A 25,986-nucleotide genomic window follows, 5' to 3' on the forward strand; every position below is an offset into this window, starting at 1 on the left:
GGATTACTCTTCGTCTTCTAGCTCGATGTTGATACCTAGCGAGCGAATCTCTTTCAACAATACGTTGAACGATTCTGGCATACCAGGTTCCATGCTGTGGTTACCATCTACGATGTTCTTATACATCTTAGTACGGCCGTTAACGTCATCCGACTTAACGGTTAGCATTTCTTGAAGCGTGTAAGCAGCACCGTATGCTTCTAGTGCCCATACTTCCATCTCACCGAAACGCTGACCACCGAACTGAGCTTTACCACCAAGTGGTTGCTGAGTTACTAGGCTGTACGAACCAGTTGAACGAGCGTGCATCTTGTCATCAACAAGGTGGTTCAGTTTCAGCATGTACATGTAACCAACAGTTACTGGACGCTCAAACTCGTCACCAGTGCGACCATCAAACAGCTTAAGTTGACCTGATTCTGGCAGATCACCCAGTTTCAGAAGCTCTTTGATTGATTGCTCAGAAGCACCGTCAAATACTGGAGTCGCGATCGGTAGACCACCACGTAGGTTCTTGATCAGCGTACGAACTTCATCATCAGATAGAGACGCTACGTCTACTTTCTGACGAGTTTCACCAAGATCGTAAACCTTCTGTAGGAAGTCACGGAACTTAGCAAGCTCTTGCTGCTCTTTCACCATCTGGTTGATCTTGTCACCGATACCTTTCGCTGCCAGACCTAAGTGTACTTCTAGGATCTGACCGATGTTCATACGCGATGGTACACCCAGTGGGTTTAGTACGATGTCAACCGGCTGACCTTTCTCATCGTAAGGCATGTCTTCAACAGGGTTGATCTTAGAGATTACACCCTTGTTACCGTGACGACCCGCCATCTTATCACCAGGCTGGATACGACGCTTAACCGCTAGGTAAACCTTAACGATCTTCAGTACGCCAGGTGCTAGATCATCACCTTGTGTGATCTTACGACGCTTAGTTTCAAACTTCTTATCGAAGTCAGCTTTTAGCTCATCCCACTGCTCAGCAAGTTGCTCAAGCTGTGATTGTTGTGCATCGTCTTCAAGCGTTAGCTCTAGCCACTTCTTACGATCAATAGCATCTAGTTTCGCTTCAGTGTAACCACCGTCGATTAGTACAGCTTTAACACGGTTTAGAAGGCCACCCTCAAGAATCTGGAATTCTTCAGTTAGGTCTTTCTTCGCTTCTTTAAGCTGCATCTGTTCAATTTCAAGTGCACGTTTGTCTTTTTCAACACCGTCACGAGTAAATACTTGAACGTCGATGATCGTACCTGATACAGAGTTTGGTACGCGTAGAGACGTATCTTTAACGTCTGACGCTTTCTCACCGAAGATAGCACGTAGTAGCTTCTCTTCAGGAGTTAGCTGAGTTTCACCTTTAGGCGTTACTTTACCTACAAGGATGTCACCGCCTTTCACTTCCGCACCGATGTAAACGATACCTGACTCGTCTAGTTTAGACAGAGCAGACTCACCTACGTTCGGAATGTCAGCAGTGATCTCTTCAGCACCAAGCTTAGTATCACGCGCCACACAAGATAGCTCTTGAATGTGGATCGTAGTGAAACGGTCTTCTTGAACTACGCGCTCAGATACTAAGATCGAGTCTTCGAAGTTGTAACCGTTCCAAGGCATGAATGCGATACGCATGTTCTGACCAAGCGCTAGCTCACCAAGGTCTGTTGAAGGACCATCAGCAAGAACGTCACCACGTGCTACTGGTTCACCCGGCATCACACATGGACGCTGGTTGATACACGTGTTTTGGTTCGAACGAGTGTATTTAGTTAGGTTGTAGATATCGATACCTGCTTCACCAGGGATCAGCTCGTCTTCGTTAACTTTAACAACGATACGAGAAGCATCTACAGACTGGATTACACCACCACGTTTCGCTACTGCTGTAACACCAGAGTCAACTGCGATGTTACGCTCGATACCAGTACCAACTAGAGGCTTATCAGCCTTAAGTGTTGGAACTGCCTGACGTTGCATGTTGGCACCCATCAATGCACGGTTCGCATCATCGTGTTCTAGGAACGGGATAAGCGATGCAGCGATAGATACAACCTGGTTAGTTGCAACGTCCATGTAGTCAACATGTTCGCGTGGGTGTAGGCCAGATTCACCTTTCTGACGAGCTGTGATTAGCTCTTCAGCAAATGTGCCTTCTTCAGTAAGAACAGTGTTCGCCTGAGCGATAACGTACTGACCTTCCTGAATAGCAGATAGGTAATCTACTTCGTCTGTTACTACGCCATCTACAACGCGACGGTATGGAGTCTCTAGGAAACCGTACTCGTTACAACGCGCAAACGCAGATAGAGAGTTGATCAGACCGATGTTTGGACCTTCAGGCGTTTCGATAGGACATAGACGACCGTAGTGAGTTACGTGTACGTCACGTACTTCGAAGCCAGCACGTTCACGAGTTAGACCGCCAGGACCCAATGCAGAAATACGACGCTTATGCGTAACTTCTGATAACGGGTTGTTTTGGTCCATGAACTGAGACAGCTGTGAAGAGCCAAAGAATTCTTTAACCGCAGCAGAGATAGGCTTAGCATTGATTAGGTCTTGAGGCATGATTGCATCAAGGTCACCAAGGCTTAGACGCTCTTTAACAGCACGTTCAACACGTACTAGACCAACGCGGAATTGGTTTTCTGCCATTTCGCCAACAGAACGGATACGACGGTTACCTAGGTGGTCGATATCGTCCACTTCACCGATGCCGTTACGGATAGCGATAAGCTTCTTCATCACTTCAACGATATCAGTTTCGTCAAGTGTGCCTTGCTCTTGTGCATCTTCACGTTCGATAGAGCTGTTGAACTTCATACGACCAACAGTCGATAGATCGTAACGCTCTTCAGAGAAGAATAGGCTTTCGAATAGTGCTTCAGCAGCTTCTTTCGTTGGTGGCTCGCCAGGGCGCATCATGCGGTAGATTTCTACCAGAGCAGAAATACGATCAACAGTGCTGTCGATACGTAGCGTTTCTGACATGAATGGACCGTGGTCTAGATCGTTCGTAAATAGAACTTCTAGTGCTTTATGGCCAGCTTGCGAAAGGTTCGCTAGTGCTTCAAGACTGATCTCTTGGTTTGCACCAACAATGATCTCGCCAGTCGCTTCGTTGATGTAATCTTTCGATGCAACTTTGCCTACGATGTACTCAACAGGTACTTCGATATGATCAACGCCATCTTTTTCAAGCTGACGGATGTGGCGTGCAGTTACACGACGACCAGTTTCAACGTAAACTTTGCCGTTTGCTTCGATATCGAATGACGCAGTTTCACCACGTAGACGATCAGGAACAAGCTCCATAAGTAGAGTTTGATCTTTAACTTCGAAGTTCACCTTCTCAAAGAAGATGTCCAGGATCTCTTCTGTCGTCTTACCTAGTGCGCGAAGAATGATAGATGCTGGTAGCTTACGACGGCGGTCGATACGTACGTATAGGTTATCCTTAGGATCAAACTCGAAATCAAGCCATGAACCACGGTAAGGAATAACACGTGCGTTATAAAGAACTTTACCTGATGAGTGGGTCTTACCCTTATCGCTGTCGAAGAATACGCCAGGGCTTCTGTGCAGCTGGGATACGATAACCCTCTCGGTACCATTGATTACGAAGGTACCATTGTCTGTCATAAGCGGAATTTCGCCCATGTAGACTTCTTGTTCTTTAATATCTTTTACAGTACCTGCTGGCGCGTCTTTATCAAAAATAACTAGGCGTAGTTTAACGCGTAGAGGTTTTGAATAAGTTACGCCACGGATTTGACATTCTTTAACATCAAAAACTGGCTCACCAAGACGGTAGCTAACGTATTGCAGCTCGGAATTGCCGTTGTAGCTCTGAATTGGAAATACAGAACGGAAAGCAGCTTCAAGACCGTATTGACCTTCAGGATCCTGTTCGATGAATTTTTCGAACGAATCGAGCTGGATCGATAGCAGGTATGGAATGTCCAAAACTTGTGGACGAGTACCAAAGTCCTTACGGATGCGCTTTTTCTCGGTATAAGAGTAAACCATGGGGTTCCTCAGCTCGCTGATAAGTGACCCAAACTGTCTCCAATCGTTATGAGACAGTGACTGAACAACTGTTTAACTGTAGTGACATTTCGTTAAGAGATAATGAAATGTTTTTTGCTTGGAGGTAGGCGCCTAAACAGCGGAAAAATCACCTAACCCCTACAGCGCAAAAAGGCCGGTGGTTATAAAACCACCAGCCATAGCCGTTAGGCTAAGAAGCTTAAGTAATAATTACTTAACAACAACAGTTGCGCCAGCTTCTTCTAGCTGAGCTTTAAGAGCTTCAGCTTCGTCTTTCTCGATGCCTTCTTTAAGAGGTGCTGGAGCACCGTCTACTAGAGCTTTAGCTTCTTTAAGACCTAGGCCAGTTGCGCCACGTACTGCTTTGATTACAGCAACTTTGTTACCGCCAGCAGATTCTAGGATTACGTCGAATTCAGTTTGCTCAGCAGCAGCTTCGCCTGCAGCAGCGCCGCCAGCTACAACAGCAGCAGCAGCAGAAACACCGAATTTCTCTTCCATTGCTTCGATTAGTTCAACAACTTGCATTACAGACATTTCTGCAACTGCGTCTAGGATTTGCTCGTTAGTGATAGACATAACAATTCTCTTTTAAATCAACAATAAGTTTAAATAGCAACCAGTGAAAAGCAAGGCTTAAGCAGCAGCTTCTTCTTTTTGGTCGCGTAGTGCAGCGATAGTACGTACCAGCTTGCCTGCAGAAGCTTCTTTCATGCACATCATTAGGCGTGCGATAGCTTCGTCGTAAGTTGGTAGTGTCGCTAGTACTTCAGCGTCAGTTAGCGCGCCTTCAAATGCAGCAGCTTTGATCTCGAAGTCTTTGTTCTCTTTAGCGAAGTCTTTGAAAAGACGCGCTGCAGCACCTGGGTGCTCGTTAGAGAATGCGATTAGAGTAGGACCAGTAAATGTCTCAGTTAGACATTCGTAGTCTGTACCTGCAACCGCACGACGCATAAGCGTGTTACGAACAACACGTACGTAAACACCAGCTTCACGAGCTTGTTTACGTAGTGAAGTCATAGCGCCTACTTCTACGCCACGAGAATCAGCTACAACTGCAGAAAGTGCACCACTGGCAGCTTCGTTGACTTCAGCAACAATTGCTTTTTTGTCTTGAAGGTTTAAAGCCATCTTGGATTTACTCCTGGTTGTCGTTACACCGCTCACTATCATCACGACAGTGAGAGTTATTTAGGTGCTTCCCAGAAGAAAGTTAACTATTTACATAGAGCTTTCTGTCAGTTCGGGCACCATCTACGTAGGAAATATTAAGTTTAAACTTGTAAAACAAATTCAAACACCTACGGTCTTGGACGGAGACTGGGTCATAATTCAGACTAAATTCAAAAAGAATTTAATGAACCAAAGTTCAGCCCCAACCACAAATATTAGGCGCAGAATTATACACTAATTTTGCGCCTAAGCAAATTTATTAGCTTGCTTGAGTGTTCAGGCTACCCTGATCAACAGCAACACCAGCACCCATTGTAGTAGAGATGCTTACTTTCTTCAGGAAAGTACCTTTCGCTGAAGATGGCTTAGCTTTCTTCAGAGCAACTAGAAGAGCTTCTAGGTTCTCTTTGATCTGCTCAGCAGAGAAGTTTGCTTTACCAATAGTAGTGTGGATAATGCCGTTCTTGTCGTTACGGTAACGAACCTGACCAGCTTTAGCGTTCTTAACCGCTTCAGCAACGTTAGGAGTTACAGTACCAACTTTAGGGTTTGGCATTAGACCGCGAGGACCTAGGATAGTACCTAGTTGACCTACAACGCGCATTGCATCTGGAGAAGCAACAACTACGTCGAAGTTCATTTCGCCTTTCTTCACTTGCTCAGCAAGATCTTCCATACCAACGATGTCTGCGCCAGCTTCTTTAGCTGCTTCAGCGTTTGCACCTTGAGTGAACACTGCAACGCGGATTTCGCGGCCAGTACCGTGAGGTAGTACAGTTGCACCACGTACGTTCTGGTCAGATTTACGAGCATCGATGCCTAGGTTAACAGCAACGTCTACAGACTCAACGAACTTAGCAGTCGCTAGTTCTTGAAGAAGAGCTACAGCTTCGTTGATTTCGTATTCTTTAGTTACGTCAACTTTTTCGCGGATTACGCGCATGCGCTTAGTTAGTTTAGCCATCTTATTAACCCTCTACCACTAGGCCCATTGAACGAGCAGTACCAGCGATTGAACGCTTCATTGCTTCGATGTCAGCACCAGTCATATCAGCAGCTTTAGTTTCTGCGATTTCTTGGATTTGAGCGTCAGTTACAGTACCCACTTTTTCAGTGTTTGGACGGCCTGAACCAGACTTAACGCCAGCAGCTTTCTTAAGAAGAACAGCAGCAGGTGGAGTCTTAGTTACGAACGTGAAAGAACGGTCGTTGTATACTGTGATAACAACTGGAGTCGGTAGACCTTTCTCGATAGATTCTGTTTTCGCGTTGAACGCTTTACAGAATTCCATGATGTTAACACCGTGTTGACCTAGTGCAGGACCAACTGGTGGACTTGGGTTCGCCATACCAGCTGCAACTTGTAGCTTGATGTAAGCTTCAACTTTCTTAGCCATGATAATTCCTAAGTTTTGGGTTCAAACGCCAATCGACTGATCAGCTCCCCGTTTACGTAAAATTCTTTTTACTTCATCAGAAGTAAAAAGGCGCGAAATTATAGTCATAATTCGCGCCTTATACAACCCTAAAAAGGTCGTTATTTAATCAAGTTTTTCAACCTGACCAAATTCAAGCTCAACTGGTGTTGCACGACCAAAGATCGACACAGACACTTTCAGGCGGCTCTTCTCGTAATCCACTTCTTCAACAGTACCGTTGAAGTCAGCAAATGGACCATCTGTAACACGTACCACTTCACCCGCTTCGTACATAGTACGTGGACGAGGCGCTTCACTCGCTTTCTCAAGACGGTTAAGAATAGCGTCAGCTTCTTTATCAGTGATAGGAGCTGGACGGTCAGAGGTACCACCAATGAAGCCCATGACACGCGGCACACTGCGTACTAGGTGCCATGATTCATCGTTCATGATCATCTGAACTAGGACGTAACCTGGGAAGAATTTACGCTCAGATTTACGACGTTGACCTGCGCGCATTTCCACTACTTCTTCAGTAGGGACTAAAACTTCACCAAATAGCTCTTCCATGCTATGCATTTTGATATGCTCGCGAAGAGATTGAGCTACACGACCTTCAAATCCAGAGAAGGCTTGAACCACATACCAGCGTTTTTTTGGAGCTTCACTCATGTATAAAAACCCTCTATACCCCAGTCGCTAAAGCAACAAGACGAACCATAATGCCGTCAATGCCCCATAGCGCTAGAGCCATTACAATACTTACAGCTAAAACGATCAAAGTTGTTTGCATAGTTTCTTGACGCGTTGGCCAAACCACTTTGCGAACTTCCATACGAGATTCTTTAGCAAAATCGATCGCAGCTTTACCTTTAGTTGTTGTAGCAGCAACACCTAGTGCCGCAGCAATAAGTACAACAACGCCTGCAGCGCGAACCACTACAGACATTTCACCATACAGGTAATTACCCACAACAGCGGCAGCTAGCAGAGCAAAAGTGACAATCCACTTGAAGATATCTGCGCCATTTGAGCTATCAGGAGTTTCAGCATTATTAGCTTTCATAAAACCAACCTGTCACAAGTCTTAATATAGACGAAAACAACCCCGCTGTTGCAGGGCAAATCCATGAAACGACAATCGTAATCGATTGACGTACTCTTTTCATTGATCGAGACATAACATCACGACCAAAAAATCCTGCTTAATGCTTGCTTGGACAAGAAATCGGCAAACATTATATTTAGTGCAGAAAAAGGGCATCAAATGATGCCCTTTTTGCTACTGGTTCGTCAAATCTTATTCAAAGATTTTTCCGAAGACTTCAGCTATTCGTAAAGAATTAGTCGAAGATCTTAGCAACAACACCAGCACCTACTGTACGGCCACCTTCACGGATCGCGAAACGTAGACCTTCGTCCATTGCGATTGGCGCGATTAGCTCAACAGTCATCTTAACGTTGTCACCTGGCATTACCATTTCTACGCCTTCTGGTAGCTGGATGTCACCAGTTACGTCAGTTGTACGGAAGTAGAACTGTGGACGGTAGCCTTTGAAGAATGGAGTGTGACGACCACCTTCATCTTTAGACAGTACGTATACTTCTGACTCAAACTTAGTGTGTGGGTTGATTGACTTAGGAGCTGCTAGTACTTGACCACGCTCTACTTCGTCACGCTTAGTACCACGTAGAAGTGCACCAACGTTCTCACCCGCACGACCTTCGTCTAGAAGCTTACGGAACATCTCAACACCAGTACAAGTAGTTGTTGTAGTTTCTTTGATACCTACGATTTCTACTTCGTCACCTACAGTTAGGATACCGCGCTCGATACGACCAGTAACTACTGTACCACGACCTTGGATTGAGAATACGTCTTCGATTGGCATTAGGAATGGCTGATCGATTGCACGCTCTGGCTCTGGAATGTATGAATCTAGCGCTTCTGCTAGTTCTACAATCTTAGCTTCCCACTGCTCTTCGCCGTTTAGTGCGCCTAGTGCAGAACCTTGGATAACTGGTAGGTCATCACCTGGGAAGTCGTACTCAGATAGAAGTTCACGAACTTCCATTTCTACTAGCTCTAGAAGCTCTTCATCATCAACCATGTCACATTTGTTCATGAATACGATGATGTATGGGATACCAACCTGACGGCCTAGTAGGATGTGCTCACGAGTTTGTGGCATTGGGCCATCTGTCGCAGCAACAACTAGGATACCACCGTCCATCTGTGCAGCACCTGTGATCATGTTTTTAACATAGTCAGCGTGTCCTGGACAGTCTACGTGTGCGTAGTGACGTGATGGAGTGTCGTACTCTACGTGAGAAGTAGCGATTGTGATACCGCGCTCACGCTCTTCTGGAGCGTTATCGATAGATGCGAAGTCTTTCGCTTCACCGCCGTATACTTTAGCAAGAGTAGTACAGATTGCAGCTGTAAGAGTTGTTTTACCGTGGTCAACGTGGCCGATAGTACCAACGTTTACGTGCGGTTTCGTACGTTCAAATTTTTCTTTAGACATGGGTTGTCCCTCTAGGTACGGATTTAGGTGGCTTTGATGACCACGCAACCAAAAGTATTGGTGTTAATCTTACTTTCAATGACTAAACGTAGTTTAGTAAAAAGAAAGTATCAAAAGGAAATGCTTGCTTGAGAGCTGGTGCTGATAGGCAGACTCGAACTGCCGACCTCATCCTTACCAAGGATGCGCTCTACCACCTGAGCTATATCAGCACTCAAATTGAGTGGAGCGGGCAGCGGGAATCGAACCCGCATCATCAGCTTGGAAGGCTGAGGTAATAGCCATTATACGATGCCCGCAACACGTAACTCTGTGAGCTATTCCCTAAAGAATATGGTGGAGGGGGACGGATTCGAACCATCGAAGGCAGTGCCAGCAGATTTACAGTCTGATCCCTTTGGCCACTCGGGAACCCCTCCAAATTTTTACTCCATTCCTCTCGTCCTCTAAAAAGAGATAAGCGGAGAAATGGTGCCGACTACCGGAATCGAACTGGTGACCTACTGATTACAAGTCAGTTGCTCTACCTACTGAGCTAAGTCGGCATAAGTGGTGCGCATTCTATTGAAGGAATTCCAACCTTGCAATAGCAAAATCAAAAAAAATCACGATTTTAATCAGTTTCCGCTTTTTTGCTGAAAAAACACACAGATTGAGCGCAAAATGCAACTTAATCGCCCCCTTCTCATTTGCTTTCGGCGCTTGTTGTTGTATTTTCGCTGCTCTTATCGTGATATTTGGGTTAGGAAGACTATGACACCTTATCTCTCTTTTAATCGTCAGCAATGGGCAGAATTGCGCAATTCTGTGCCAATGACGCTATCCGAAGAGGATTTGATCGAACTGCAAGGTGTTAACGAAAGCCTCACAATGGAAGAGGCCGTTGAAATTTATCTGCCTCTCGCGCGTCTTCTGAATCTTTACATTTCTGCTAGACAAAGCCGTAATACTGTCCTTAATAACTTTCTTAGTAATCAGGAATCGACCCCGCCGTTTATTATTGGGATCGCAGGAAGCGTTGCAGTGGGTAAAAGTACCACAGCGCGATTACTCAAAGCCTTGCTCTCTCGTTGGGAGAAACACCCTAAAGTGGAGTTGGTGACGACCGATGGCTTCCTTTATCCAAAGAAGGTTTTGAATGAGCGCGGCATTATGCACCGTAAAGGGTTTCCGGAGTCTTATGATATTAAACGCCTTGTCGAGTTTGTCTCCGATGTCAAAGCCGCAAAGCCCAATCTCGAAGTGCCCGTTTATTCGCATATTACCTACGACATTACTGAAGAGGTGAAAGTTGTCGACCGCCCTGATGTCTTGATTATTGAAGGTCTTAACGTTTTGCAAAGTGGCATGGACTACCCTCATGATCCACACCGCGTGTTTGTTTCTGACTTCCTCGACTTTTCAATTTACGTCGACGCTGACTCTGATGTCATTGAAAACTGGTACGTTGAACGCTTTCTTAAGTTTCGTCAGGGTGCGTTTACCAAACCGGGCTCCTATTTTAGCCACTACACCAAACTCAACAAAGTGGAAGCCATCGATAAAGCCCACGACATTTGGCAAACGATCAATGGCATCAACCTGACGCAAAACATTCTCCCCACCAAAGGGCGCGCCCAACTTATTTTGAAGAAAGGCCAAGATCACCATATAGAAGAAGTGCTGTTAAGGAAGTAGCGAGAAGAGAGAATCTGCTAAGGGTTGGCTTGAGATGCCAACCCTTTTTTATGGCGTCAGAACATCTCAACGCCATTGATAACTACTTTTTAGCTCCGGTTACTTTGGCTCCGGACCGTATGAGTTATCGCCCGCCTGCCCTTTTAGCAACCCGCACTCAACGAAAATCCAGATTCCGCACACGAGCGAGATTGTGTAAGCGATCATTTGCTCTGTTGAAGGAGAAGCCATTGGCTCTCCATCCATCGGCGCCATTAAACGACCGACAATCAGTGGCACGTTCATCAATAGCCACCAGTTAGATTTTCCGCGATCGTGCCAGCGTTTCGCTGTAATGGCTAAATCGGGAAGTAAAGCTGCGATGAGAAATATCGGCAAAACTAGGTGAGAAATGGCAGGAAAGAGAACATTCATTCCTATTCCGAAGCCAAATATCGCAATGTAGTAAACCAAATTCCATGTCCAGTAGACTTTTCGACCTACGCGACCTTGGAAAGAAAACAATAACTCTTTAATTGACATCCCATTACCTAAAAAATAAAAACTAATTAATGATCTTCTGGAAGCAATCTTTGTCCATATCTCGAATGTTGACGGTTAGACTTCGGACATGGCTGGCTTGCTCTTGCAAAACGGTCATTAACTGACGAGATAAGTCTCTCTTCTGTTCAGCGGTTCGGCCATCCAGTAATTCAAAACTGATATGGATAAAATCGACGCTATCACCCTCATCACCAATCAACCAATTGTGGCAGCGCAACGCTCGTGATTTTACCGAGCCAACATCAAATAACCCGCTTTGTAAGGCGACTTGGTGCAAATCTTCCAGCAGGCCTTGCACATTAACACGCTCATCGACTGAGTTGGAGTATTCCATTACTAGGTTTGGCATTGTTATCCTCAAATGTAAGAGAGTTTCATCATTACGAACTATACTCCTTCCACTATTAGCAATTTCTAAGCAGGTTTTGCAGCCAAAGGGCACTATTCTGCATAACGGATCACTCTAGACAGCGCAAGATAGGTCAATTATGTGCAGTGACAGCTCCAACCATTGAATGAGATCCGGTTAAGACATGATACTAGTCATGATCTGGCGAATTTATTCTGTTATATTCCTACGAAGATTTTTTACATTAATTGAATTTTTACATAAGAGATAAGGGAGATATTCCTATGCGTCGTCCTGTAGTGATGGGTAACTGGAAACTGAATGGCAGCAAAGCAATGGTTAAAGAGCTGCTAACTGGTCTTAACGCTGAGCTTGAAGGCGTTGAAGGTGTTGACGTAGCCGTAGCGCCACCAGCACTTTACATCGACCTTGCAGAGCGTGTAATCGCTGAAGGCGGTAACAAGATCATCCTAGGTGCACAAAACACTGACCTAAACAACAGCGGTGCATTCACTGGCGATATGTCTCCAGAGATGCTAAAAGATTTTGGTGCTTCTCACATCATCATCGGTCACTCTGAGCGTCGTGAATACCACAACGAATCTGATGAGTTCATCGCGAAGAAGTTCAACTTCCTAAAAGAAAACGGTCTTAAGCCAGTATTCTGTATCGGTGAATCTGAAGCGCAAAACGAAGCGGGCGAAACTGAAGCAGTTTGTGCACGTCAAATCAACGCAGTGATCGACACTTACGGTGTTGAAGCACTGAACGGCGCAATCATCGCTTACGAACCAATCTGGGCTATCGGTACTGGTAAAGCAGCAACAGCTGAAGATGCACAACGCATCCACGCTTCTATCCGTGCTCTAATCGCAGCGAAAGATGAAGCAGTTGCAGCACAAGTAATCATTCAATACGGCGGCTCTGTTAAGCCAGAAAACGCTGAAGCTTACTTCTCACAACCAGACATCGACGGTGCTCTAGTTGGTGGTGCTTCTCTAGACGCTAAGAGCTTCGCAGCAATCGCTAAAGCAGCTGCAGCGGCAAAAGCGTAATTTATTCTTAACGAATAACGATTTTTAAGGTCAGCTTCGGCTGGCCTTTTTTGTGCCTGAGAATTGGTCGTATCGCCATAGATCAAGTATGCTACGTTTTTCCTCCAAGCAAACAGTAGCTCTCAATGCAGGATAAGCACGGCCTGTTGACCGGCCCCATCCCTACCGTTTTACGTCAAATGACCGTACCGATGACGTTCGGGCTTGTCGCGATCTTGATGTTTAACCTTGTCGATACGTTTTTTATCTCGCTATTGGGCACTGAAGCGTTGGCTGCCATCAGTTATACCTTTCCCGTTACCTTTGCGGTTAATTGCATAACGATGGGAATAGGCATGGGCTTATCCACCAATATTGGTCGCCTACTTGGCCAAGGACAGTCCCAAGACGCCGCCCGTTTTTCTTCCCATGGATTGTTGCTTGCGGTTGTCCTCGTCGCCCTAGCCTGCACTCTCGGACTACTGACGATTGAGCCTCTGTTTCTTCGCTTGGGCGCCAAAGCAGAACTTATTCCCCTCATCGAACAATACATGTTTATTTGGTACCTAACGATCCCACTGCTGGTCATTCCCATGGCGGGCAATAGCGCAATTCGTGCGACAGGGGATACCAAAACTCCGGCAAAAATCATGATGCTGGCAGGTTGTATTAACGGGGTGCTCGACCCATTGCTCATTTTCGGTATTGGCCCGTTTCCGGAATTGGGTATTCAGGGGGCTGCAATCGCAAGTGCGCTGAGTTGGTTGGGGGCTTTATGCGGTTCGCTCTACGTTCTTATCAAACGAGAGAAATTGCTCGGGCTGCCGAATGTGACACGAATTAGCCACGATTGGCGTTTGATCCTTAAGATCGGTACCCCTGCTGCGTTATCCAACGCAATGACCCCGATCTCAGGCGCCATTCTTATGATGATGCTCTCGAGTCATGGGACCGCCGCCGTTGCAGCTTATGGTGCAGCTCAAAGAGTTGAATCGATCCTAATCTTAGTTTTGATGGCACTAACCTCTGCTTTGACGCCCTTTGTGGCTCAAAACATGGGCGCAAATAATCCTCATCGAAGCTTTGCGGGAATTTTTCTCAGCATGCGATTTTCGATGGTACTCCAACTGGGTATTTTCATCATGATGGTGCCATTGAGCATTCCGTTAGCCGCCCTATTCTCTCAAGAGCAAGCGGTAAAGGATTTACTGTGGCATTACCTACTTGTGGTGCCATTCAGCTATGGTTTTCAAGGTGTCATCATGATGTTGGTTTCAGGATTGAATGCATTGCACCAACCATTGAAGGCATTTCAATGGAGCTTTATGCGTTTGTTCATTTTTACGCTGCCGTGCGCTTGGTTGGGGAGCCTGTTGTATGACATCGAAGGGTTATTTATCGGGATTGCACTCGGCAATATCATTGGCGGACTGTTAGGGTATCTATACGCGCTGAAGCTACGCAAACAATACTTGGCTTACGAAACAAAAACACCGGCCTAAGCCGGTGTCATTATTTATTCTTCGATGACGTCTTCATCAAGTTCTAAGTCGATATCCAATGGCTCTTGAGAAAGAATCACCCCCGTATTGTCAGCATAGAGGTAATCTTCAGGCAAGAAGGTTACACCGCCAAAGTTAACCGGCACATCAACTTCACCGACACCTTGCGACGTCGCCCCAACGGGAATGGAAGCCAATGCATGAATGCCAATGCTTAAGTCTTCTAATTCGTCGACTTCTCGAACGCATCCATAGGCGACAATGCCTTCCCAATCATTCTCTTCTGCAAGCGTTGCAAGCTCTGCATCAATCAAAGCCCGACGCAGCGAACCGCCACCATCGATCAACAGTACACGACCTAAACCATCTTGCTCTAGGATCTCACGAATCAAACCGTTATCTTCAAAACATTTGACGGTTGTAATTTGTCCAGCAAAAGAGGCACAACCACCAAAATTACTAAACATAGGCTCTACAACATCGACCTGTTCTAGGTAAATGTCACATAGGGCAGAGGTATTGTATTCCATCGTGTTCCTTCCCATCGCGTTCGTCATCTCCATCGAGTATATAGGGACATTAAGTCATTGCAATGACACGCATCACTTAACTCACCAGTGTTTGTGCAATTACAACTCCGGCAAAAAGCAAGTTAGTGACCAACGAGCACTTAACGATCACAGGCATCATTGGTGCAATTTGCGCGGGTTGCTCTGCTCGCCACACGGCTTTTCCGTGCTTATAAACAATCAGAGCGCTAATCAGGAAAGGAAAACTAAACCAGATCGGGCTCGGCTGAAGCACTAAATAGGCGATAAACGACACTAAGGCTCCGACAAGCAACAGAGAATGGTATTGCTTCGCTTTGTGTTGACCTAATCGAACCGCGACCGTGCGCTTTCCACACTCTTCATCATTTTCAATATCACGCATATTATTGATATTCAAAACCGCAACAGCGAGCAAACCACACCCTATGGCTGGCAACGTCAGCAGCGGTGCAATCACTCCCGTGTGCAAGAAAAACGTGCCGGCAACACCCAACAAGCCAAAAAAGATAAAGACTGACACATCACCAAGACCCACATAGCCATATGGCTTATTGCCCACGGTATAGGCGATCGCCGCGACAATCGCGAGTACTCCCAAACCAATGAACGCGAGAATACTTTGCAGGCTATCCAATGCATATAGCACCAATGCCATACCGGACACCATCGTCAATACAATATTGATAATGATCGCTGATTTCATGGCGCTTTGGCTCACCTCGCCCGATTGAATAGCTCGCATCGGCCCTAACCGTTTTTCGTTGTCGGTGCCCTTTACTGCATCGCCATAATCATTGGCCAAATTGGATAATATTTGTAGCAAGGTGGCGGTTATAAATGCCAGCAAAGCAACCGGGAAAGAAAATTGATGCGTGGAGTACGCCAATACGCTACCCGTCAAGATAGAAACCAGTGCCAGTGGCAAAGTCTTTGGGCGCGCGGCGTCAAGCCAGATACGTATAGACTGATTCATGAGTTTTAGTTTAGTCACATAAAGCGTAGTAAAGATTGTGGCACATCAAGCACCAAGCAGAAAAACAAAAAAGGCCACCGAAGTGACCTTTTACTGAAACTTAACCAAAGTCTATTTATTTTACACGACCAACGTATTCGCCAGTACGAGTATCCACTTTGATTACTTCACCGATAGCGATGAACAGTGGTACGCGAACCACAGCGCCAGTTGAAAGCGTTGCTGGTTTGCCACCAGTGCCTTGAGTATCGCCTTTTAGACCTGGGTCGGTATCTGTCACTTCAAGCTCAACGAAGTTTGGTGGTGTCACAACGATTGGGTTGCCGTTCCAAAGAGTAAGCATACACGTGTTGTTTTCTACCAACCATTTCGCGTTTTCGCCAACCGCTTTTACGTCTGCAGCGATTTGCTCAAACGTTTCGTTGTTCATAAAGTGGTAGAATTCGCCGTCGTTATATAGATAATCTAGGTCGATATCCATTACGTCTGCAACTTCACAAGTTTCACCAGACTTAAAGGTTTTCTCTAGCACTTTACCAGAAAGAAGTTTACGAATTTTCACGCGGTTGAACGCTTGGCCTTTACCTGGCTTAACGTATTCGTTTTCCAGGATAACGCAAGGCTCGTTATCAAGCATGAGTTTTAGACCGCCTTTAAATTCATTGGTGCTAACAGTAGCCATTTTTTCCTCTTTACATTCTTAGAGCTAAATTCAATGCCGCATATCATAACCCGAAAAGCCGTTTCTGTTGAGCAAAACTGGCTTCAACAGCTAGCGAATGGGATCTCTGATCCTGCCAAATTGCTCGAAAAGCTGGAAATCGATCCTGCTAAATGGCAAGACGGATTTGCAGCGAGAAAGCTATTTGCGCAGCGTGTGCCGCAAAGTTTTGTCGATAGAATGGAGAAAGGCAATCCTTATGACCCGCTTTTGCGCCAGGTTTTACCACTTTCACAAGAATTTGAAGTGCACGAGGGCTATTCCAACGACCCTCTACAAGAGCAAGGTAATGAGACACCTGGGTTACTGCATAAGTACCGCAACCGAGCGCTAATGATTGTGAAGGGTGGATGTGCCGTTAACTGCCGTTACTGTTTTCGCCGTCATTTCCCCTATCAAGAGAACAAAGGCAACAAGTTAGTTTGGCAGCAAAGTCTTGATTACATTCGCCAACAGTCAGAACTCAATGAAGTCATTCTATCGGGCGGCGATCCATTAATGGCGAAAGATGAAGAGCTGCAGTGGCTCATCAATCACATCGCTGATATTCCACATATCAAACGCATCAGGATCCACTCGCGTTTACCCGTTGTCATTCCGGCACGAATCACGCCGGAGTTACTCGCGATACTCAGTGGCAGTCGCTTACAAGTGATCATGGTGACGCATATTAACCACGCCCAAGAGATCAATCATGAACTGAAACGCGCGATGTATGACCTCAAGCAAGCGGGGGTCACCTTGCTAAACCAAGGAGTGATGCTCAAAGGTGTCAATGATTGCGTTGAGGCACAAGTGGCGCTCAGTGAAACTCTTTTTGACGCCGGAATTCTTCCTTACTACATGCACGTTCTCGATAAAGTTCAAGGGGCTGCGCACTTCTATATTTCGGATCAGCAAGCCAAAGCCATCATGGCAGGTCTGCTTGAGCGCGTCTCAGGATACTTGGTGCCCAAACTCACCCGCGAGATAGGTGGCCGCAAGAGTAAAACCCCTCTGGACTTGCACTTAGAGTAATCTAGACGACAAAAATAATTCGTTCGATAGACAACGCTATCCTGTGCATACTCCGACGCTTTGGAGGTCAAAATGCAACCATCTATCGAACAATTTCTCGATCTTGGGCCATTCACATGGCCTGCTCTACTTTGCTGCGCCGTCAACGGCATTCTGGTCGGTGTCGAGCGCCAGACTCGTGGCAAACCCGTTGGAATTCGCACCTCGATATTGATCATATCGGGCACCTACTTATTTATGTCAATGGCTGTCTCCTTGTCACCCAATACGCTAGACCAAGCTCGCGTGCTCGGACAAATCATTACTGGGGTTGGCTTTCTTGGTGCAGGGGTCATGATGACGCTCGATGGCAAGATTCATGGCGTCACGTCGGCAGCCGTCATTTGGGTGCTTGCTGCGCTTGGAATGATGATTGGTTTGGGGTACTTGCAGCAATCGGTTGTTATTACTCTGCTGGTACTGAGCGTACTGCTTGGGGTCGACAGAGCCGAAAACAGGGTCAAAGCACTGCGCCGTGGTGTACACCAAAAATTCCATAGCCGGAAAATCTCGCGTCCAAAACCATGATCGTTGCGGCGAATTAGCAACCTGACGATGGTTACTGCGCCGCAATTTGACAAAAAACAAAGAAGCCGCCGATAACGCAAACTCTGTGCCAGATAAGCATAGAACTTCACATTTCCACCTACCACTTTTGGATAGCATGAACCCTACTTCTGTTACCTTGTAGGGTTTGATTATGTTTTACGTACATATGCTCCTGCTTCTGACGGTGATATTTATCGGTATCCGCCATGGAGGCATTGCTTTTGGTTTACTCGGGGGCCTAGGCGTTTCGGTTCTCGCGTTTGTATTTGGGGTCGCTCCAGGTTCACCACCAATTAGTGTCATGCTGATTATTTTGGCCGTGGTTGCCGCGTCCGCTACGTTGGAAGCGACAGGGGGCCTAAAACTGCTCGTGAAATTTGCCGAGCGTTTACTGCGTAAACATCCAAGTCAAATCGTCTTTCTTGGACCGCTCTGTACTTACTCCCTTACCGTATTGGTTGGCACTGGTCACTCGGTTTACCCACTTCTACCCGTGATTTACGATGTCGCCTACAAAAAAGGCATCCGCCCAGAGCGCCCTATGGCGATGGCAACCGTTGCCTCTCAAATGGGGATTACGGCGAGTCCTATTGCGGCAGCTGCGGCCGTGGTCATGGCGACAGCCGCCGATAACCACTTAGACATCAGCTTGGTCAACGTTTTGCTCGTTACTATACCGGCAACGTTAATCGGCGTATTGGTTGGCTGCTTATGGAGCCTGAAACGTGGTAAAGAGCTCGACCAAGATCCAGCATTTATTGAGCGTTGCCAAGATCCTGAATTCAAGGCACAACTGATTGATGCTTCCAGTGAAGAAGATGAGAGCCCAGCACACGAAGGCGTGGCGAAAAAAGGATTGGCAATTTTCTTAGCGGGTATCGCTACCGTCATCTTTGTTGCCATGTTTGGTAAAGATCTCGGATTGCTACCAGCTGGAGTGAAAATGTCGGTGGCTATTCAGTTCTTGATGTTGTCTGTTGGTGCTCTGATTCTACTCACCACGAAAGTTGAGCCGAAGAAGATCGTTCACAGTAATGTCTTCATCGCGGGTATGACCGCCGTCATCATCATCTTTGGTATCGCATGGATGAGTGACACCATCATCGGCTTCCACAAACCGTACCTGATTAGCCTAGTCAGTGACATTGTTGCTGCCCACCCATGGACCTTTGCGATTGCGATGTTTGTGGTTTCAGTCTTCCTGAAGAGCCAAGCTGCGGTGCTCACCATCATGCTACCACTTGGCTTCGCGATGGGGATTCCTGCGCCAGTTCTGATTGGTGTGCTCCCAGCTTGTTACGCCTACTTCTTCTTCCCATTCTACCCAAGTGACTTAGCGGCAATAACCTTTGACCGCTCTGGTACAACACAGATTGGCAAGTATGTACTTAACCACAGTTTCTTACTGCCTGGTTTCATTGGTGTGGTCACGGCAACGACTGTTGGTTACGTGCTTTCAACCATGCTAGTCAACTAACCTGATCCTATAAACAAAAAGCCAGTTGGTTTCCCAACTGGCTTTTTTATCTGTGCTTAAGCGTAAAACTTAGAACAGCTCTTCTGCAACCTTGAATAGGTCTTCACGAACTGGACGCTTCATGTTCTCGATAGCGTCAATGATGTCATGGTGAACCAACTGCTCTTTTTGGATACCAACACAACGACCGCCGTGACCATCCATCAATAGATGAACGGCATAGTTACCCATACGAGAAGCAAGAACACGGTCGAACGCAGTTGGACGACCGCCACGTTGAATGTGGCCAAGAACTGTCGCACGAGTTTCACGACCTGTTGCCGCTTCAATCTCTTTCGCTAGTTCATTTGCATCCATCATAAGCTCTGTCAGCGCAATAATGGCGTGCTTCTTACCTTTCGCAATACCGTCTTGGATATTGCTGATCAGCTTCTCTTTATCTAGACCAGTTTCCGGTGTGATGATGTATTCACAACCACCTGCAATCGCAGACATAAGAGTTAAATCGCCACAGTGGCGACCCATGATCTCAACAATCGAAATACGTTGGTGAGAAGATGAGGTATCACGTAGACGGTCAATCGCATCAATAACTGTGTTTAACGCAGTTAGGTAACCGATAGTGTAATCTGTACCAGCGATATCGTTATCGATAGTGCCAGGAAGACCGATACATGGGTAACCCATTTCAGTCAGTTTCTTCGCACCCATGTAAGAGCCGTCACCACCGACAACCACTAACGCTTCAATGCCGTGCTTCTGTAGGTTTTCGATCGCTTTCTGGCGCACTTCCACTTCTTTGAATTCTGGGAAACGCGCAGAACCTAGAAAAGTACCGCCCTTGTTGATCACGTCAGAAACGCTTGAACGATCCAGTTTCTGGATACGGTCTTCATATAGGCCTAGGTAGCCATCAAACACGCCGTATACTTCTAACCCTTCAGACAGTGCAGTACGTACTACGCCACGAACAGCTGCGTTCATACCAGGTGCGTCACCGCCACTTGTTAAGACACCGATCTTCTTAATCATGCTCACCCTCGATTTTTGGGAATCTTATTTCAATTTTTACGTCAGCAGCTTACATTAAGCGTCTGACTTAATTCCTTAACTGTGCAATATGTTACCTTTCCTAACTAGGAATACTACTTTTATTTGCACGAAATTATGTAACTTTTCTACTTATGTAAGAGTATTACAGCTTTGCAATTTCACTTACTTGATACACATCAGGATCACAGTTAAAAGTGAACCCGCTGAAAAGATAGTCAATAAGTGATGCTTTGTCGCGCTAACCTCAATTACCAATCTTGAGATTTCTGCACTCTTTCCGCTCCAAGGACCACAGAATAAGGGTCTTGATGGATCAGTACATCCGACTCAGGAAACAGTTCAAGAAGTTTATCTTCTACTTCGTCAGAGATTCGATGCGCTTCAATTAATGCGAGCTGATCTTCTAGCTCTAAGTGCAACTGGATAAAACGTGTCGGGCCAGACATTCGGGTACGCAGCTGGTGAACTCCTAATACCCCCGGGACAGAGAGGCACACGCTGCGAATGTCGTTGAGCTCGCTGTCTGGTAGCTTGCGGTCCAAAAGGGTTTGCGTCGCTTCACGAACCATTTTAAATGCGCTAAAGAGAATGTAGATGCCAATTCCCACAGCGAACACAGCATCCGCCTGCTTAATACCAAACCAACTCAACCCGAGCGCTAACATGATCGCAGCGTTCATATAAAGATCGGACTCATAGTGAAGCGAGTCAGCCGCGATGGCTTGGCTGCCTGTTTTCTTCACCACATGCTTTTGAAAACGCACTAGCGCAAATGTCACCGCAATGGCGAACAGGCTAACGTAAACACCATACTCGGGGGATTGAAGATCATGAGGTCTAAAGAATCGGTCGATACCATTAAGAATCAGAAAGACCGCCGATCCAGAAATAAACATTGCTTGAGCCAATGCCGCCAACGATTCCGCTTTACCGTGTCCAAAGGCATGCTCTCTGTCTGCGGGCTGAAGAGAGTATCGAACCACGACTAAATTCACCAACGAGGCAGCAATATCCAGCATCGAATCGATCAGCGATGCCAGCAAGCTCACCGACCCCGTCACCCACCAAGCACCAACCTTAACAATCAACAATAAGGTTGCCACTATGGTCGCCGTCCAAGCCGCCATGGTCACTAGGCGCGCATATTCATGTTTCATAAACAATTGATCAATAAACAAACATACTCTTAGTATAACGCCTCACATGTTGAATAAAAATGGCATAAAAAAAGCGACCATCTGGCCGCTTATTCACACAAATCTCATTACTTGTCTGCGAAACGCTTTTGCATTTTCTCTGCGCATTTGCCCATTCGCTCTTGCTGCAGTTCAGTAAACTTCGCTTTCTGTTCCGGCGTTAAAATACTAAGCATTTGATGCTGCTTCTCTAGCATTTTCACTTTGCGTTCGGTCTGTTTCTCTACCATCGCCTTCGCAAGTTCATCCGCAGCAGCTTGGTCGAAATTATCAGCCAGAACTAACTGTTGTACTTTTGCATGGTGAGCTTGCATCTCTGCCTGACGCTCCGAAAAATTGCCTTTAAAGTTGGCTTTCATCTCTTGCTTGCCCGCTTCGCGCATCTCTTTCAGTTGTTCTTTTTGTGCATCAGTAAGATCTAGCTGGCGCATCATACCGCGGTCAAAACCACCGCCGCATTCACCGTGACCACCTTTCTTATGATCTTTGCCACCAAACGCGAAGGCACTTGCAGTACCTAGAGTCAGAGGAAGAACAACCGCCGCTACTACTAATTTTTTTGCCATTTTCATAATCGTACCTTTCACTGTATTTGTTGGATTAAGCTGCCTTTCTCTGCAGCGCTTGAGTGTAGAATACGACATGCTACGTAAAGCAACGTTTAGCGAGCGTAAAGAAGCGTAAAGAGCTCAATTTGCACTCAATCTCCTGCTCATTTCGCAGTAAACTTAGCGTATCCCCAGATAAAGAGATTTCCCCATGCCAAACATCCTACTCATTGACGATGACATCGAACTGACGAGCTTATTAAACGAAGTGCTGACCTTCGAAGGGTTTGACGTAACCGAAGCCAACAATGGTGAAGAAGGGTTGGAAAAGCTTGATGACCGCATTGACCTCATTTTGCTTGATGTAATGATGCCTAAGCTCAATGGCATGGAAACGCTGAAACGACTCAGGGAAAACTGGGACACCCCGGTATTGATGCTGACAGCCAAAGGGGAAGAGATCGATCGTGTCATTGGACTGGAACTTGGCGCTGATGACTACCTACCCAAACCATTCAGTGATCGAGAACTGTTGGCAAGAATGCGAGCAATTTTGCGTAGAACTCAGTCGAATGCCAATACCAAATCAGATAAACGCACCGACTGCATCGAATATCAAGACATCCAAATTTTCCCCGGTAAACAAGAGGCTTACTGCCAAGAGCAGCTGATAGAGCTAACCACCACAGAGTTTGCGCTGCTCAGCCACTTTGTCCAACACCCAGGAGAAACGCTCACCAAAGAAGTACTCAGTTTGGATGTGTTGGGTAAACGCCTTGCTGCTTTTGACCGTGCCATCGACATGCACGTCTCTAACTTACGTAAAAAATTACCTGAACGAAGTGACGGCAAATCGAGAATAAAAACGCTGCGAGGTCGTGGCTACTTACTGGTTGAGGAAGATTGATGCGTTTACCCAAAATCACCAGCTTGTATGGTCGTATTTTTGCTATTTTCTGGTTCACCATGCTTCTTGTCTTGGTGGCGGTCTTATCGCTTCCTCACCTTGATCCGCGTAAAGCCCGTGATATTCCTGCCGACCATTACAACCGCTTGATAGACATAACGCGCAGTATTGAAAAACGATACGCACAAGATGACAACTTAGCCAGGGTGCTCTTTAACCTAGAAGGACCTAATCGTTCGCCTAAAGATCCGCGTCCTCGCTTTTTCGTGACCGACCAAGACGGCAACATACTGACAACTCAAGACCGAAAAAACTTTCGTTACCGCGCACTGCAAAACTTCATCACTAGTATCGATGTGCCTGGTCAGCCGCAGCAAAAACTGTACGGCCACTATATGGTTGCTGGCCCCCTGCCCGTCACTCTGGCGAAACAAGACTTGCTGCTCTACATCGGCGTGAAGTGGAATGAGCCACCGCCATTTTTACTGCGCATGTTTGATAAGCCTTTCCAACTGCTGTTTGCCGTTATGCTGGTCAGCACACCGTTACTACTTTGGTTGGCGTGGGCATTGAGCCAGCCAGCGCGCAAGTTGGAGCGAGCCGCCCAACGGGTAGCAAAAGGTGAGTTCATTGTCGATCCAGAACTGGAAAAAGGCACCAGTGAGTTTCGCCAAGCAGGCGCGAGCTTTAACCAAATGGTCGAAGCAGTGAATCAAATGATTTCAGGCCAACAACGCCTGCTGTCTGACATTTCACATGAACTGCGCTCACCACTGACTCGGCTAAGGATGGCCAGCGCGCTTGCAACCAGAAAACAAGGAGAGAGCCCAGAACTGGCACGAATTGATACCGAAGCTCAGCGGCTTGAGCAGATGATTGGTGAGCTATTGGAACTGTCGCGCATGCAAGCAGATAGCCATCTAACACGAGAAAAGCAGCCATTGAGCAGTCTATGGGAAGCCATCTTGGCGGATGCTCAGTTTGAAGCGGAGCAAATGGGGAAAAACCTCACCTTCACTCCAATCCCTGACCGAATCATCTCTGGGACACCTAAGCTATTGATGAGTGCCCTCGACAACATTGTCCGTAATGCTATCTATTACGGTCAGGATCGTATCGACATCCAATTTACCGAGTCCGAGCAGCAGATCACCATTACCGTGGATGACAATGGGGAGGGAGTACCTGACCATGAACTGGAAGCGATTTTCAGACCGTTTTACCGCGTCTCCACCGCTCGAGATAGACACAGCGGCGGCACAGGACTTGGTCTTACAATAACCGAAAGTGCCATTCGCCAGCATAGTGGTCACATCGTTGCGACACGCAGTCCACTGGGCGGACTTCGCGTAGAAATCACTCTCCCTTTAAGCATCGGTGAATAACCCTACAAACACCTAGTTGATAATGGATCTCATTATCATTTATAGTAAATCCTTCAATTATGGAGGATTTACTATGTCTCACACCTTTCCAGAACTGCCTTATGCTTACGATGCACTAGAACCTTATATTGATGCAAAAACCATGGAAGTGCATTACAGCAAGCATCACCGCACTTACTTTGATAAGTTTACCGCAGCAATCAAACGCAGCGAACTCGAGTCCACAAGCCTTAGCGAGATTTTCGCGACAATCTCCAATCACCCACCTGCGATTCGCAATAATGGTGGGGGTTACTACAACCATATTCTTTATTGGAACTGCATGAAACCAAATGGTGGCGGCGCACCAAACGGTCAGTTGCTTGATGCGATCATCGCTCAGTTTGGTAGCTTTGCTCAATTTCAGCAACTGTTCACTGAGGCGGCGATTAATACTTTCGGCTCTGGTTTTGCCTGGTTGATCGTCAAAGAGGGTGAACTTCATGTCACCTCAACCACCAATCAAGATAACCCGCTCATGGATGTTGCCGATATTCAGGGTGAACCTATCCTTGCTTTAGATGTATGGGAGCACGCCTACTACATCAGTTATCAAAACCGCCGCCCAGAGTACATTGATGCGTGGTGGAATGTGGTGAACTGGGATGCGGTGAGCGAAAACTATTCTGCCGCACTTGCTCAAGGTAAATAAGCAAGAAAACACGAATACTCACAATGTCAGGCTTGGCGGTCATTCGTTGTGACCTTATACTTTCTGACCTAAATTCCATAGTGCAAGAATAACAATATGTTTGATATCGCCCTTTATGAGCCAGAGATCGCCCCAAATACGGGTAACATTATCCGCTTATGTGCCAATTGTGGTGCTAACCTTCACCTGATCGAGCCATTGGGTTTTGATTTAGAGGAGAAGAAGGTGCGCCGCGCAGGGTTGGATTACCACGATCTCGCGAGAGTCACTCGCCATAAAGACTATCAAGCCTTTGTCGAGTACCTTGAAAAAGAGCGTGGAGACTATCGAATCTTTGCTTGTACTACGAAAACAACGGGTCATCACGTCGATGCAAACTTTCACAAAGGTGACGTATTGTTGTTTGGCCCAGAGACGCGTGGTTTACCTGCAGAGCTCATTGAAAGCATGCCAATGGAACAGCGTATTCGTATTCCGATGATGCCAGACGCTCGGAGCTTAAACCTCTCCAACGCAGTCGCAATTATTGCGTTTGAAGCATGGCGGCAAATGGGCTTTGAAGGCGCTCAATAAAATCATCAAAGACAAAAAAACGGACTCCA

Annotated in this window: 26 protein-coding genes and 4 tRNA genes; 10 read left to right on the forward strand and 20 right to left on the reverse strand. The window is 46.4% G+C overall.

The genetic code is table 11. The features are described 5' to 3' along the window. Positions 1-3: 3 nt before the first annotated feature. The 12 genes from rpoB to U9J37_RS10050 form a co-directional block, all read right to left on the reverse strand. Positions 4-4,032 (reverse strand): DNA-directed RNA polymerase subunit beta, encoded by a 4,029-nt coding sequence (gene rpoB / locus U9J37_RS09995; RefSeq protein ID WP_005476270.1) that lies wholly within the window; start codon positions 4,030-4,032, stop codon positions 4-6. 231 nt (positions 4,033-4,263) lie between these two features. Continuing rightward, the gene (gene rplL, locus U9J37_RS10000; RefSeq protein ID WP_005476299.1) at positions 4,264-4,632 is read right to left on the reverse strand and encodes a 50S ribosomal protein L7/L12; all 369 of its coding nucleotides are present in this window, start codon (positions 4,630-4,632) and stop codon (positions 4,264-4,266) included. A 57-nt stretch (positions 4,633-4,689) separates the two neighbouring features. Further along, positions 4,690-5,184, reverse strand: a complete 495-nt coding sequence (gene rplJ, locus U9J37_RS10005) for a 50S ribosomal protein L10 (RefSeq protein WP_005476296.1) — start codon at positions 5,182-5,184, stop codon at positions 4,690-4,692. Between the two features lie 301 nt (positions 5,185-5,485). Next, positions 5,486-6,190, reverse strand: coding sequence for a 50S ribosomal protein L1 (gene rplA, locus U9J37_RS10010; RefSeq protein ID WP_038140688.1), 705 nt, complete (start codon positions 6,188-6,190; stop codon positions 5,486-5,488). Positions 6,191-6,194: 4 nt separating this feature from the next. After that, the gene (rplK, locus tag U9J37_RS10015) at positions 6,195-6,623 is read right to left on the reverse strand and encodes a 50S ribosomal protein L11 (protein WP_008078231.1); all 429 of its coding nucleotides are present in this window, start codon (positions 6,621-6,623) and stop codon (positions 6,195-6,197) included. Between the two features lie 144 nt (positions 6,624-6,767). Beyond that, positions 6,768-7,316, reverse strand: coding sequence for a transcription termination/antitermination protein NusG (gene nusG, locus U9J37_RS10020; protein WP_008078233.1), 549 nt, complete (start codon positions 7,314-7,316; stop codon positions 6,768-6,770). Positions 7,317-7,329: 13 nt separating this feature from the next. Then, positions 7,330-7,710: a preprotein translocase subunit SecE gene (gene secE, locus U9J37_RS10025; protein WP_038140692.1), complete on the reverse strand. Its 381-nt coding sequence runs from the start codon at positions 7,708-7,710 to the stop codon at positions 7,330-7,332. 277 nt (positions 7,711-7,987) lie between these two features. After that, positions 7,988-9,172 (reverse strand): elongation factor Tu, encoded by a 1,185-nt coding sequence (tuf, locus tag U9J37_RS10030; protein WP_322413806.1) that lies wholly within the window; start codon positions 9,170-9,172, stop codon positions 7,988-7,990. Positions 9,173-9,308: 136 nt separating this feature from the next. Continuing rightward, positions 9,309-9,384: transfer RNA gene (locus tag U9J37_RS10035), tRNA-Thr, on the reverse strand. Between the two features lie 12 nt (positions 9,385-9,396). After that, positions 9,397-9,471: transfer RNA gene (locus U9J37_RS10040), tRNA-Gly, on the reverse strand. Between the two features lie 35 nt (positions 9,472-9,506). After that, positions 9,507-9,591, reverse strand: a tRNA-Tyr gene (locus U9J37_RS10045). 50 nt (positions 9,592-9,641) lie between these two features. After that, positions 9,642-9,717 (reverse strand) — tRNA-Thr (locus tag U9J37_RS10050). 208 nt (positions 9,718-9,925) lie between these two features. Between U9J37_RS10050 and coaA the strand changes: the two genes are divergently transcribed. After that, on the forward strand, positions 9,926-10,849 hold the full coding sequence (gene coaA, locus U9J37_RS10055; RefSeq protein ID WP_005476831.1) for a type I pantothenate kinase: 924 nt from the start codon (positions 9,926-9,928) through the stop codon (positions 10,847-10,849). 99 nt (positions 10,850-10,948) lie between these two features. On the opposite strand, the gene U9J37_RS10060 is transcribed toward coaA, so the two are convergent. Together U9J37_RS10060 and U9J37_RS10065 are read right to left on the reverse strand one after the other, a co-directional pair. After that, the gene (locus U9J37_RS10060) at positions 10,949-11,371 is read right to left on the reverse strand and encodes a DUF805 domain-containing protein (RefSeq protein WP_005476829.1); all 423 of its coding nucleotides are present in this window, start codon (positions 11,369-11,371) and stop codon (positions 10,949-10,951) included. A 22-nt stretch (positions 11,372-11,393) separates the two neighbouring features. Further along, positions 11,394-11,741: a 5-carboxymethyl-2-hydroxymuconate Delta-isomerase gene (locus U9J37_RS10065; protein WP_005476833.1), complete on the reverse strand. Its 348-nt coding sequence runs from the start codon at positions 11,739-11,741 to the stop codon at positions 11,394-11,396. Positions 11,742-12,025: 284 nt separating this feature from the next. Between U9J37_RS10065 and tpiA the strand changes: the two genes are divergently transcribed. Then, on the forward strand, positions 12,026-12,796 hold the full coding sequence (gene tpiA, locus U9J37_RS10070) for a triose-phosphate isomerase (protein ID WP_005476835.1): 771 nt from the start codon (positions 12,026-12,028) through the stop codon (positions 12,794-12,796). 125 nt (positions 12,797-12,921) lie between these two features. Continuing rightward, complete coding sequence (locus tag U9J37_RS10075) at positions 12,922-14,277, forward strand: MATE family efflux transporter (RefSeq protein WP_043887529.1); 1,356 nt, start codon at positions 12,922-12,924, stop codon at positions 14,275-14,277. A gap of 14 nt (positions 14,278-14,291) precedes the next feature. Here the strand turns inward: U9J37_RS10075 and rraA are convergent, their stop codons facing one another. The 3 genes from rraA to efp form a co-directional block, all read right to left on the reverse strand. Beyond that, positions 14,292-14,807 carry a ribonuclease E activity regulator RraA gene (gene rraA, locus U9J37_RS10080; RefSeq protein WP_005476814.1) on the reverse strand — a complete coding sequence of 172 codons (516 nt, stop codon included), beginning with the start codon at positions 14,805-14,807 and terminating at the stop codon, positions 14,292-14,294. Positions 14,808-14,883: 76 nt separating this feature from the next. Beyond that, positions 14,884-15,801 carry a 1,4-dihydroxy-2-naphthoate polyprenyltransferase gene (locus tag U9J37_RS10085; protein WP_038217569.1) on the reverse strand — a complete coding sequence of 306 codons (918 nt, stop codon included), beginning with the start codon at positions 15,799-15,801 and terminating at the stop codon, positions 14,884-14,886. 115 nt (positions 15,802-15,916) lie between these two features. Beyond that, positions 15,917-16,483 (reverse strand): elongation factor P, encoded by a 567-nt coding sequence (efp, locus tag U9J37_RS10090; protein ID WP_005476836.1) that lies wholly within the window; start codon positions 16,481-16,483, stop codon positions 15,917-15,919. A 33-nt stretch (positions 16,484-16,516) separates the two neighbouring features. Here efp and epmB point away from each other — a divergent pair, with 33 nt between their 5' ends. The 3 genes from epmB to U9J37_RS10105 all read left to right on the forward strand — a co-directional run bounded on the left by epmB (position 16,517) and on the right by U9J37_RS10105 (position 19,604). After that, complete coding sequence (epmB, locus tag U9J37_RS10095) at positions 16,517-17,539, forward strand: EF-P beta-lysylation protein EpmB (RefSeq protein WP_005476818.1); 1,023 nt, start codon at positions 16,517-16,519, stop codon at positions 17,537-17,539. Positions 17,540-17,611: 72 nt separating this feature from the next. Further along, complete coding sequence (locus U9J37_RS10100; RefSeq protein ID WP_005476820.1) at positions 17,612-18,106, forward strand: MgtC/SapB family protein; 495 nt, start codon at positions 17,612-17,614, stop codon at positions 18,104-18,106. A gap of 172 nt (positions 18,107-18,278) precedes the next feature. Continuing rightward, positions 18,279-19,604: an anaerobic C4-dicarboxylate transporter gene (locus U9J37_RS10105; RefSeq protein ID WP_038186767.1), complete on the forward strand. Its 1,326-nt coding sequence runs from the start codon at positions 18,279-18,281 to the stop codon at positions 19,602-19,604. A gap of 69 nt (positions 19,605-19,673) precedes the next feature. Here U9J37_RS10105 and pfkA read toward each other — a convergent pair whose 3' ends face one another. The 3 genes from pfkA to U9J37_RS10120 form a co-directional block, all read right to left on the reverse strand. Next, complete coding sequence (gene pfkA, locus U9J37_RS10110) at positions 19,674-20,636, reverse strand: 6-phosphofructokinase (protein ID WP_005476816.1); 963 nt, start codon at positions 20,634-20,636, stop codon at positions 19,674-19,676. 269 nt (positions 20,637-20,905) lie between these two features. Further along, the gene (gene fieF, locus U9J37_RS10115) at positions 20,906-21,814 is read right to left on the reverse strand and encodes a CDF family cation-efflux transporter FieF (RefSeq protein ID WP_005476822.1); all 909 of its coding nucleotides are present in this window, start codon (positions 21,812-21,814) and stop codon (positions 20,906-20,908) included. 107 nt (positions 21,815-21,921) lie between these two features. Further along, positions 21,922-22,425, reverse strand: a complete 504-nt coding sequence (locus U9J37_RS10120) for a CpxP family protein (protein WP_038141240.1) — start codon at positions 22,423-22,425, stop codon at positions 21,922-21,924. Positions 22,426-22,612: 187 nt separating this feature from the next. Here U9J37_RS10120 and U9J37_RS10125 point away from each other — a divergent pair, with 187 nt between their 5' ends. The 4 genes from U9J37_RS10125 (at position 22,613) to trmL (ending at position 25,957) form a co-directional block, all read left to right on the forward strand. Continuing rightward, the gene (locus tag U9J37_RS10125) at positions 22,613-23,308 is read left to right on the forward strand and encodes a response regulator (RefSeq protein ID WP_269978526.1); all 696 of its coding nucleotides are present in this window, start codon (positions 22,613-22,615) and stop codon (positions 23,306-23,308) included. Further along, positions 23,308-24,693 (forward strand): envelope stress sensor histidine kinase CpxA, encoded by a 1,386-nt coding sequence (gene cpxA, locus U9J37_RS10130; RefSeq protein ID WP_005474227.1) that lies wholly within the window; start codon positions 23,308-23,310, stop codon positions 24,691-24,693. The genes U9J37_RS10125 and cpxA overlap by 1 nt, the downstream gene beginning before the upstream one ends. 73 nt (positions 24,694-24,766) lie before the next feature. Beyond that, positions 24,767-25,384, forward strand: coding sequence for a superoxide dismutase (locus U9J37_RS10135; RefSeq protein ID WP_005474212.1), 618 nt, complete (start codon positions 24,767-24,769; stop codon positions 25,382-25,384). Positions 25,385-25,480: 96 nt separating this feature from the next. Beyond that, positions 25,481-25,957 carry a tRNA (uridine(34)/cytosine(34)/5-carboxymethylaminomethyluridine(34)-2'-O)-methyltransferase TrmL gene (gene trmL, locus U9J37_RS10140; protein WP_005474217.1) on the forward strand — a complete coding sequence of 159 codons (477 nt, stop codon included), beginning with the start codon at positions 25,481-25,483 and terminating at the stop codon, positions 25,955-25,957. Positions 25,958-25,986 lie beyond the last annotated feature (29 nt).

The organism is Vibrio sp. 16, from assembly GCF_963681195.1.
GTDB classification, from domain to species: Bacteria; Pseudomonadota; Gammaproteobacteria; order Enterobacterales; family Vibrionaceae; genus Vibrio; species Vibrio sinaloensis_D.

Excerpts from the sequence above, each read along its gene's own strand:
- U9J37_RS10065 (WP_005476833.1), bottom strand. The coding sequence starts at position 11,741 with ATGCCAAACCTAGTAATGGAATACTCCAACTCAGTCGATGAGCGTGTT.
- U9J37_RS10135 (WP_005474212.1), top strand. The coding sequence starts at position 24,767 with ATGTCTCACACCTTTCCAGAACTGCCTTATGCTTACGATGCACTAGAA.
- nusG (WP_008078233.1), bottom strand. The coding sequence starts at position 7,316 with ATGAGTGAAGCTCCAAAAAAACGCTGGTATGTGGTTCAAGCCTTCTCT.
- U9J37_RS10060 (WP_005476829.1), bottom strand. The coding sequence starts at position 11,371 with ATGTCAATTAAAGAGTTATTGTTTTCTTTCCAAGGTCGCGTAGGTCGA.
- efp (WP_005476836.1), bottom strand. The coding sequence starts at position 16,483 with ATGGCTACTGTTAGCACCAATGAATTTAAAGGCGGTCTAAAACTCATG.
- rplA (WP_038140688.1), bottom strand. The coding sequence starts at position 6,190 with ATGGCTAAACTAACTAAGCGCATGCGCGTAATCCGCGAAAAAGTTGAC.
- rpoB (WP_005476270.1), bottom strand. The coding sequence starts at position 4,032 with ATGGTTTACTCTTATACCGAGAAAAAGCGCATCCGTAAGGACTTTGGT.
- rplJ (WP_005476296.1), bottom strand. The coding sequence starts at position 5,184 with ATGGCTTTAAACCTTCAAGACAAAAAAGCAATTGTTGCTGAAGTCAAC.
- trmL (WP_005474217.1), top strand. The coding sequence starts at position 25,481 with ATGTTTGATATCGCCCTTTATGAGCCAGAGATCGCCCCAAATACGGGT.
- epmB (WP_005476818.1), top strand. The coding sequence starts at position 16,517 with ATGCCGCATATCATAACCCGAAAAGCCGTTTCTGTTGAGCAAAACTGG.
- coaA (WP_005476831.1), top strand. The coding sequence starts at position 9,926 with ATGACACCTTATCTCTCTTTTAATCGTCAGCAATGGGCAGAATTGCGC.
- U9J37_RS10120 (WP_038141240.1), bottom strand. The coding sequence starts at position 22,425 with ATGAAAATGGCAAAAAAATTAGTAGTAGCGGCGGTTGTTCTTCCTCTG.
- U9J37_RS10075 (WP_043887529.1), top strand. The coding sequence starts at position 12,922 with ATGCAGGATAAGCACGGCCTGTTGACCGGCCCCATCCCTACCGTTTTA.
- U9J37_RS10085 (WP_038217569.1), bottom strand. The coding sequence starts at position 15,801 with ATGAATCAGTCTATACGTATCTGGCTTGACGCCGCGCGCCCAAAGACT.
- tuf (WP_322413806.1), bottom strand. The coding sequence starts at position 9,172 with ATGTCTAAAGAAAAATTTGAACGTACGAAACCGCACGTAAACGTTGGT.
- fieF (WP_005476822.1), bottom strand. The coding sequence starts at position 21,814 with ATGAAACATGAATATGCGCGCCTAGTGACCATGGCGGCTTGGACGGCG.
- secE (WP_038140692.1), bottom strand. The coding sequence starts at position 7,710 with ATGAAAGCTAATAATGCTGAAACTCCTGATAGCTCAAATGGCGCAGAT.
- U9J37_RS10105 (WP_038186767.1), top strand. The coding sequence starts at position 18,279 with ATGTTTTACGTACATATGCTCCTGCTTCTGACGGTGATATTTATCGGT.
- U9J37_RS10100 (WP_005476820.1), top strand. The coding sequence starts at position 17,612 with ATGCAACCATCTATCGAACAATTTCTCGATCTTGGGCCATTCACATGG.
- rplL (WP_005476299.1), bottom strand. The coding sequence starts at position 4,632 with ATGTCTATCACTAACGAGCAAATCCTAGACGCAGTTGCAGAAATGTCT.
- pfkA (WP_005476816.1), bottom strand. The coding sequence starts at position 20,636 with ATGATTAAGAAGATCGGTGTCTTAACAAGTGGCGGTGACGCACCTGGT.
- tpiA (WP_005476835.1), top strand. The coding sequence starts at position 12,026 with ATGCGTCGTCCTGTAGTGATGGGTAACTGGAAACTGAATGGCAGCAAA.
- rraA (WP_005476814.1), bottom strand. The coding sequence starts at position 14,807 with ATGGAATACAATACCTCTGCCCTATGTGACATTTACCTAGAACAGGTC.
- U9J37_RS10125 (WP_269978526.1), top strand. The coding sequence starts at position 22,613 with ATGCCAAACATCCTACTCATTGACGATGACATCGAACTGACGAGCTTA.
- cpxA (WP_005474227.1), top strand. The coding sequence starts at position 23,308 with ATGCGTTTACCCAAAATCACCAGCTTGTATGGTCGTATTTTTGCTATT.
- rplK (WP_008078231.1), bottom strand. The coding sequence starts at position 6,623 with ATGGCTAAGAAAGTTGAAGCTTACATCAAGCTACAAGTTGCAGCTGGT.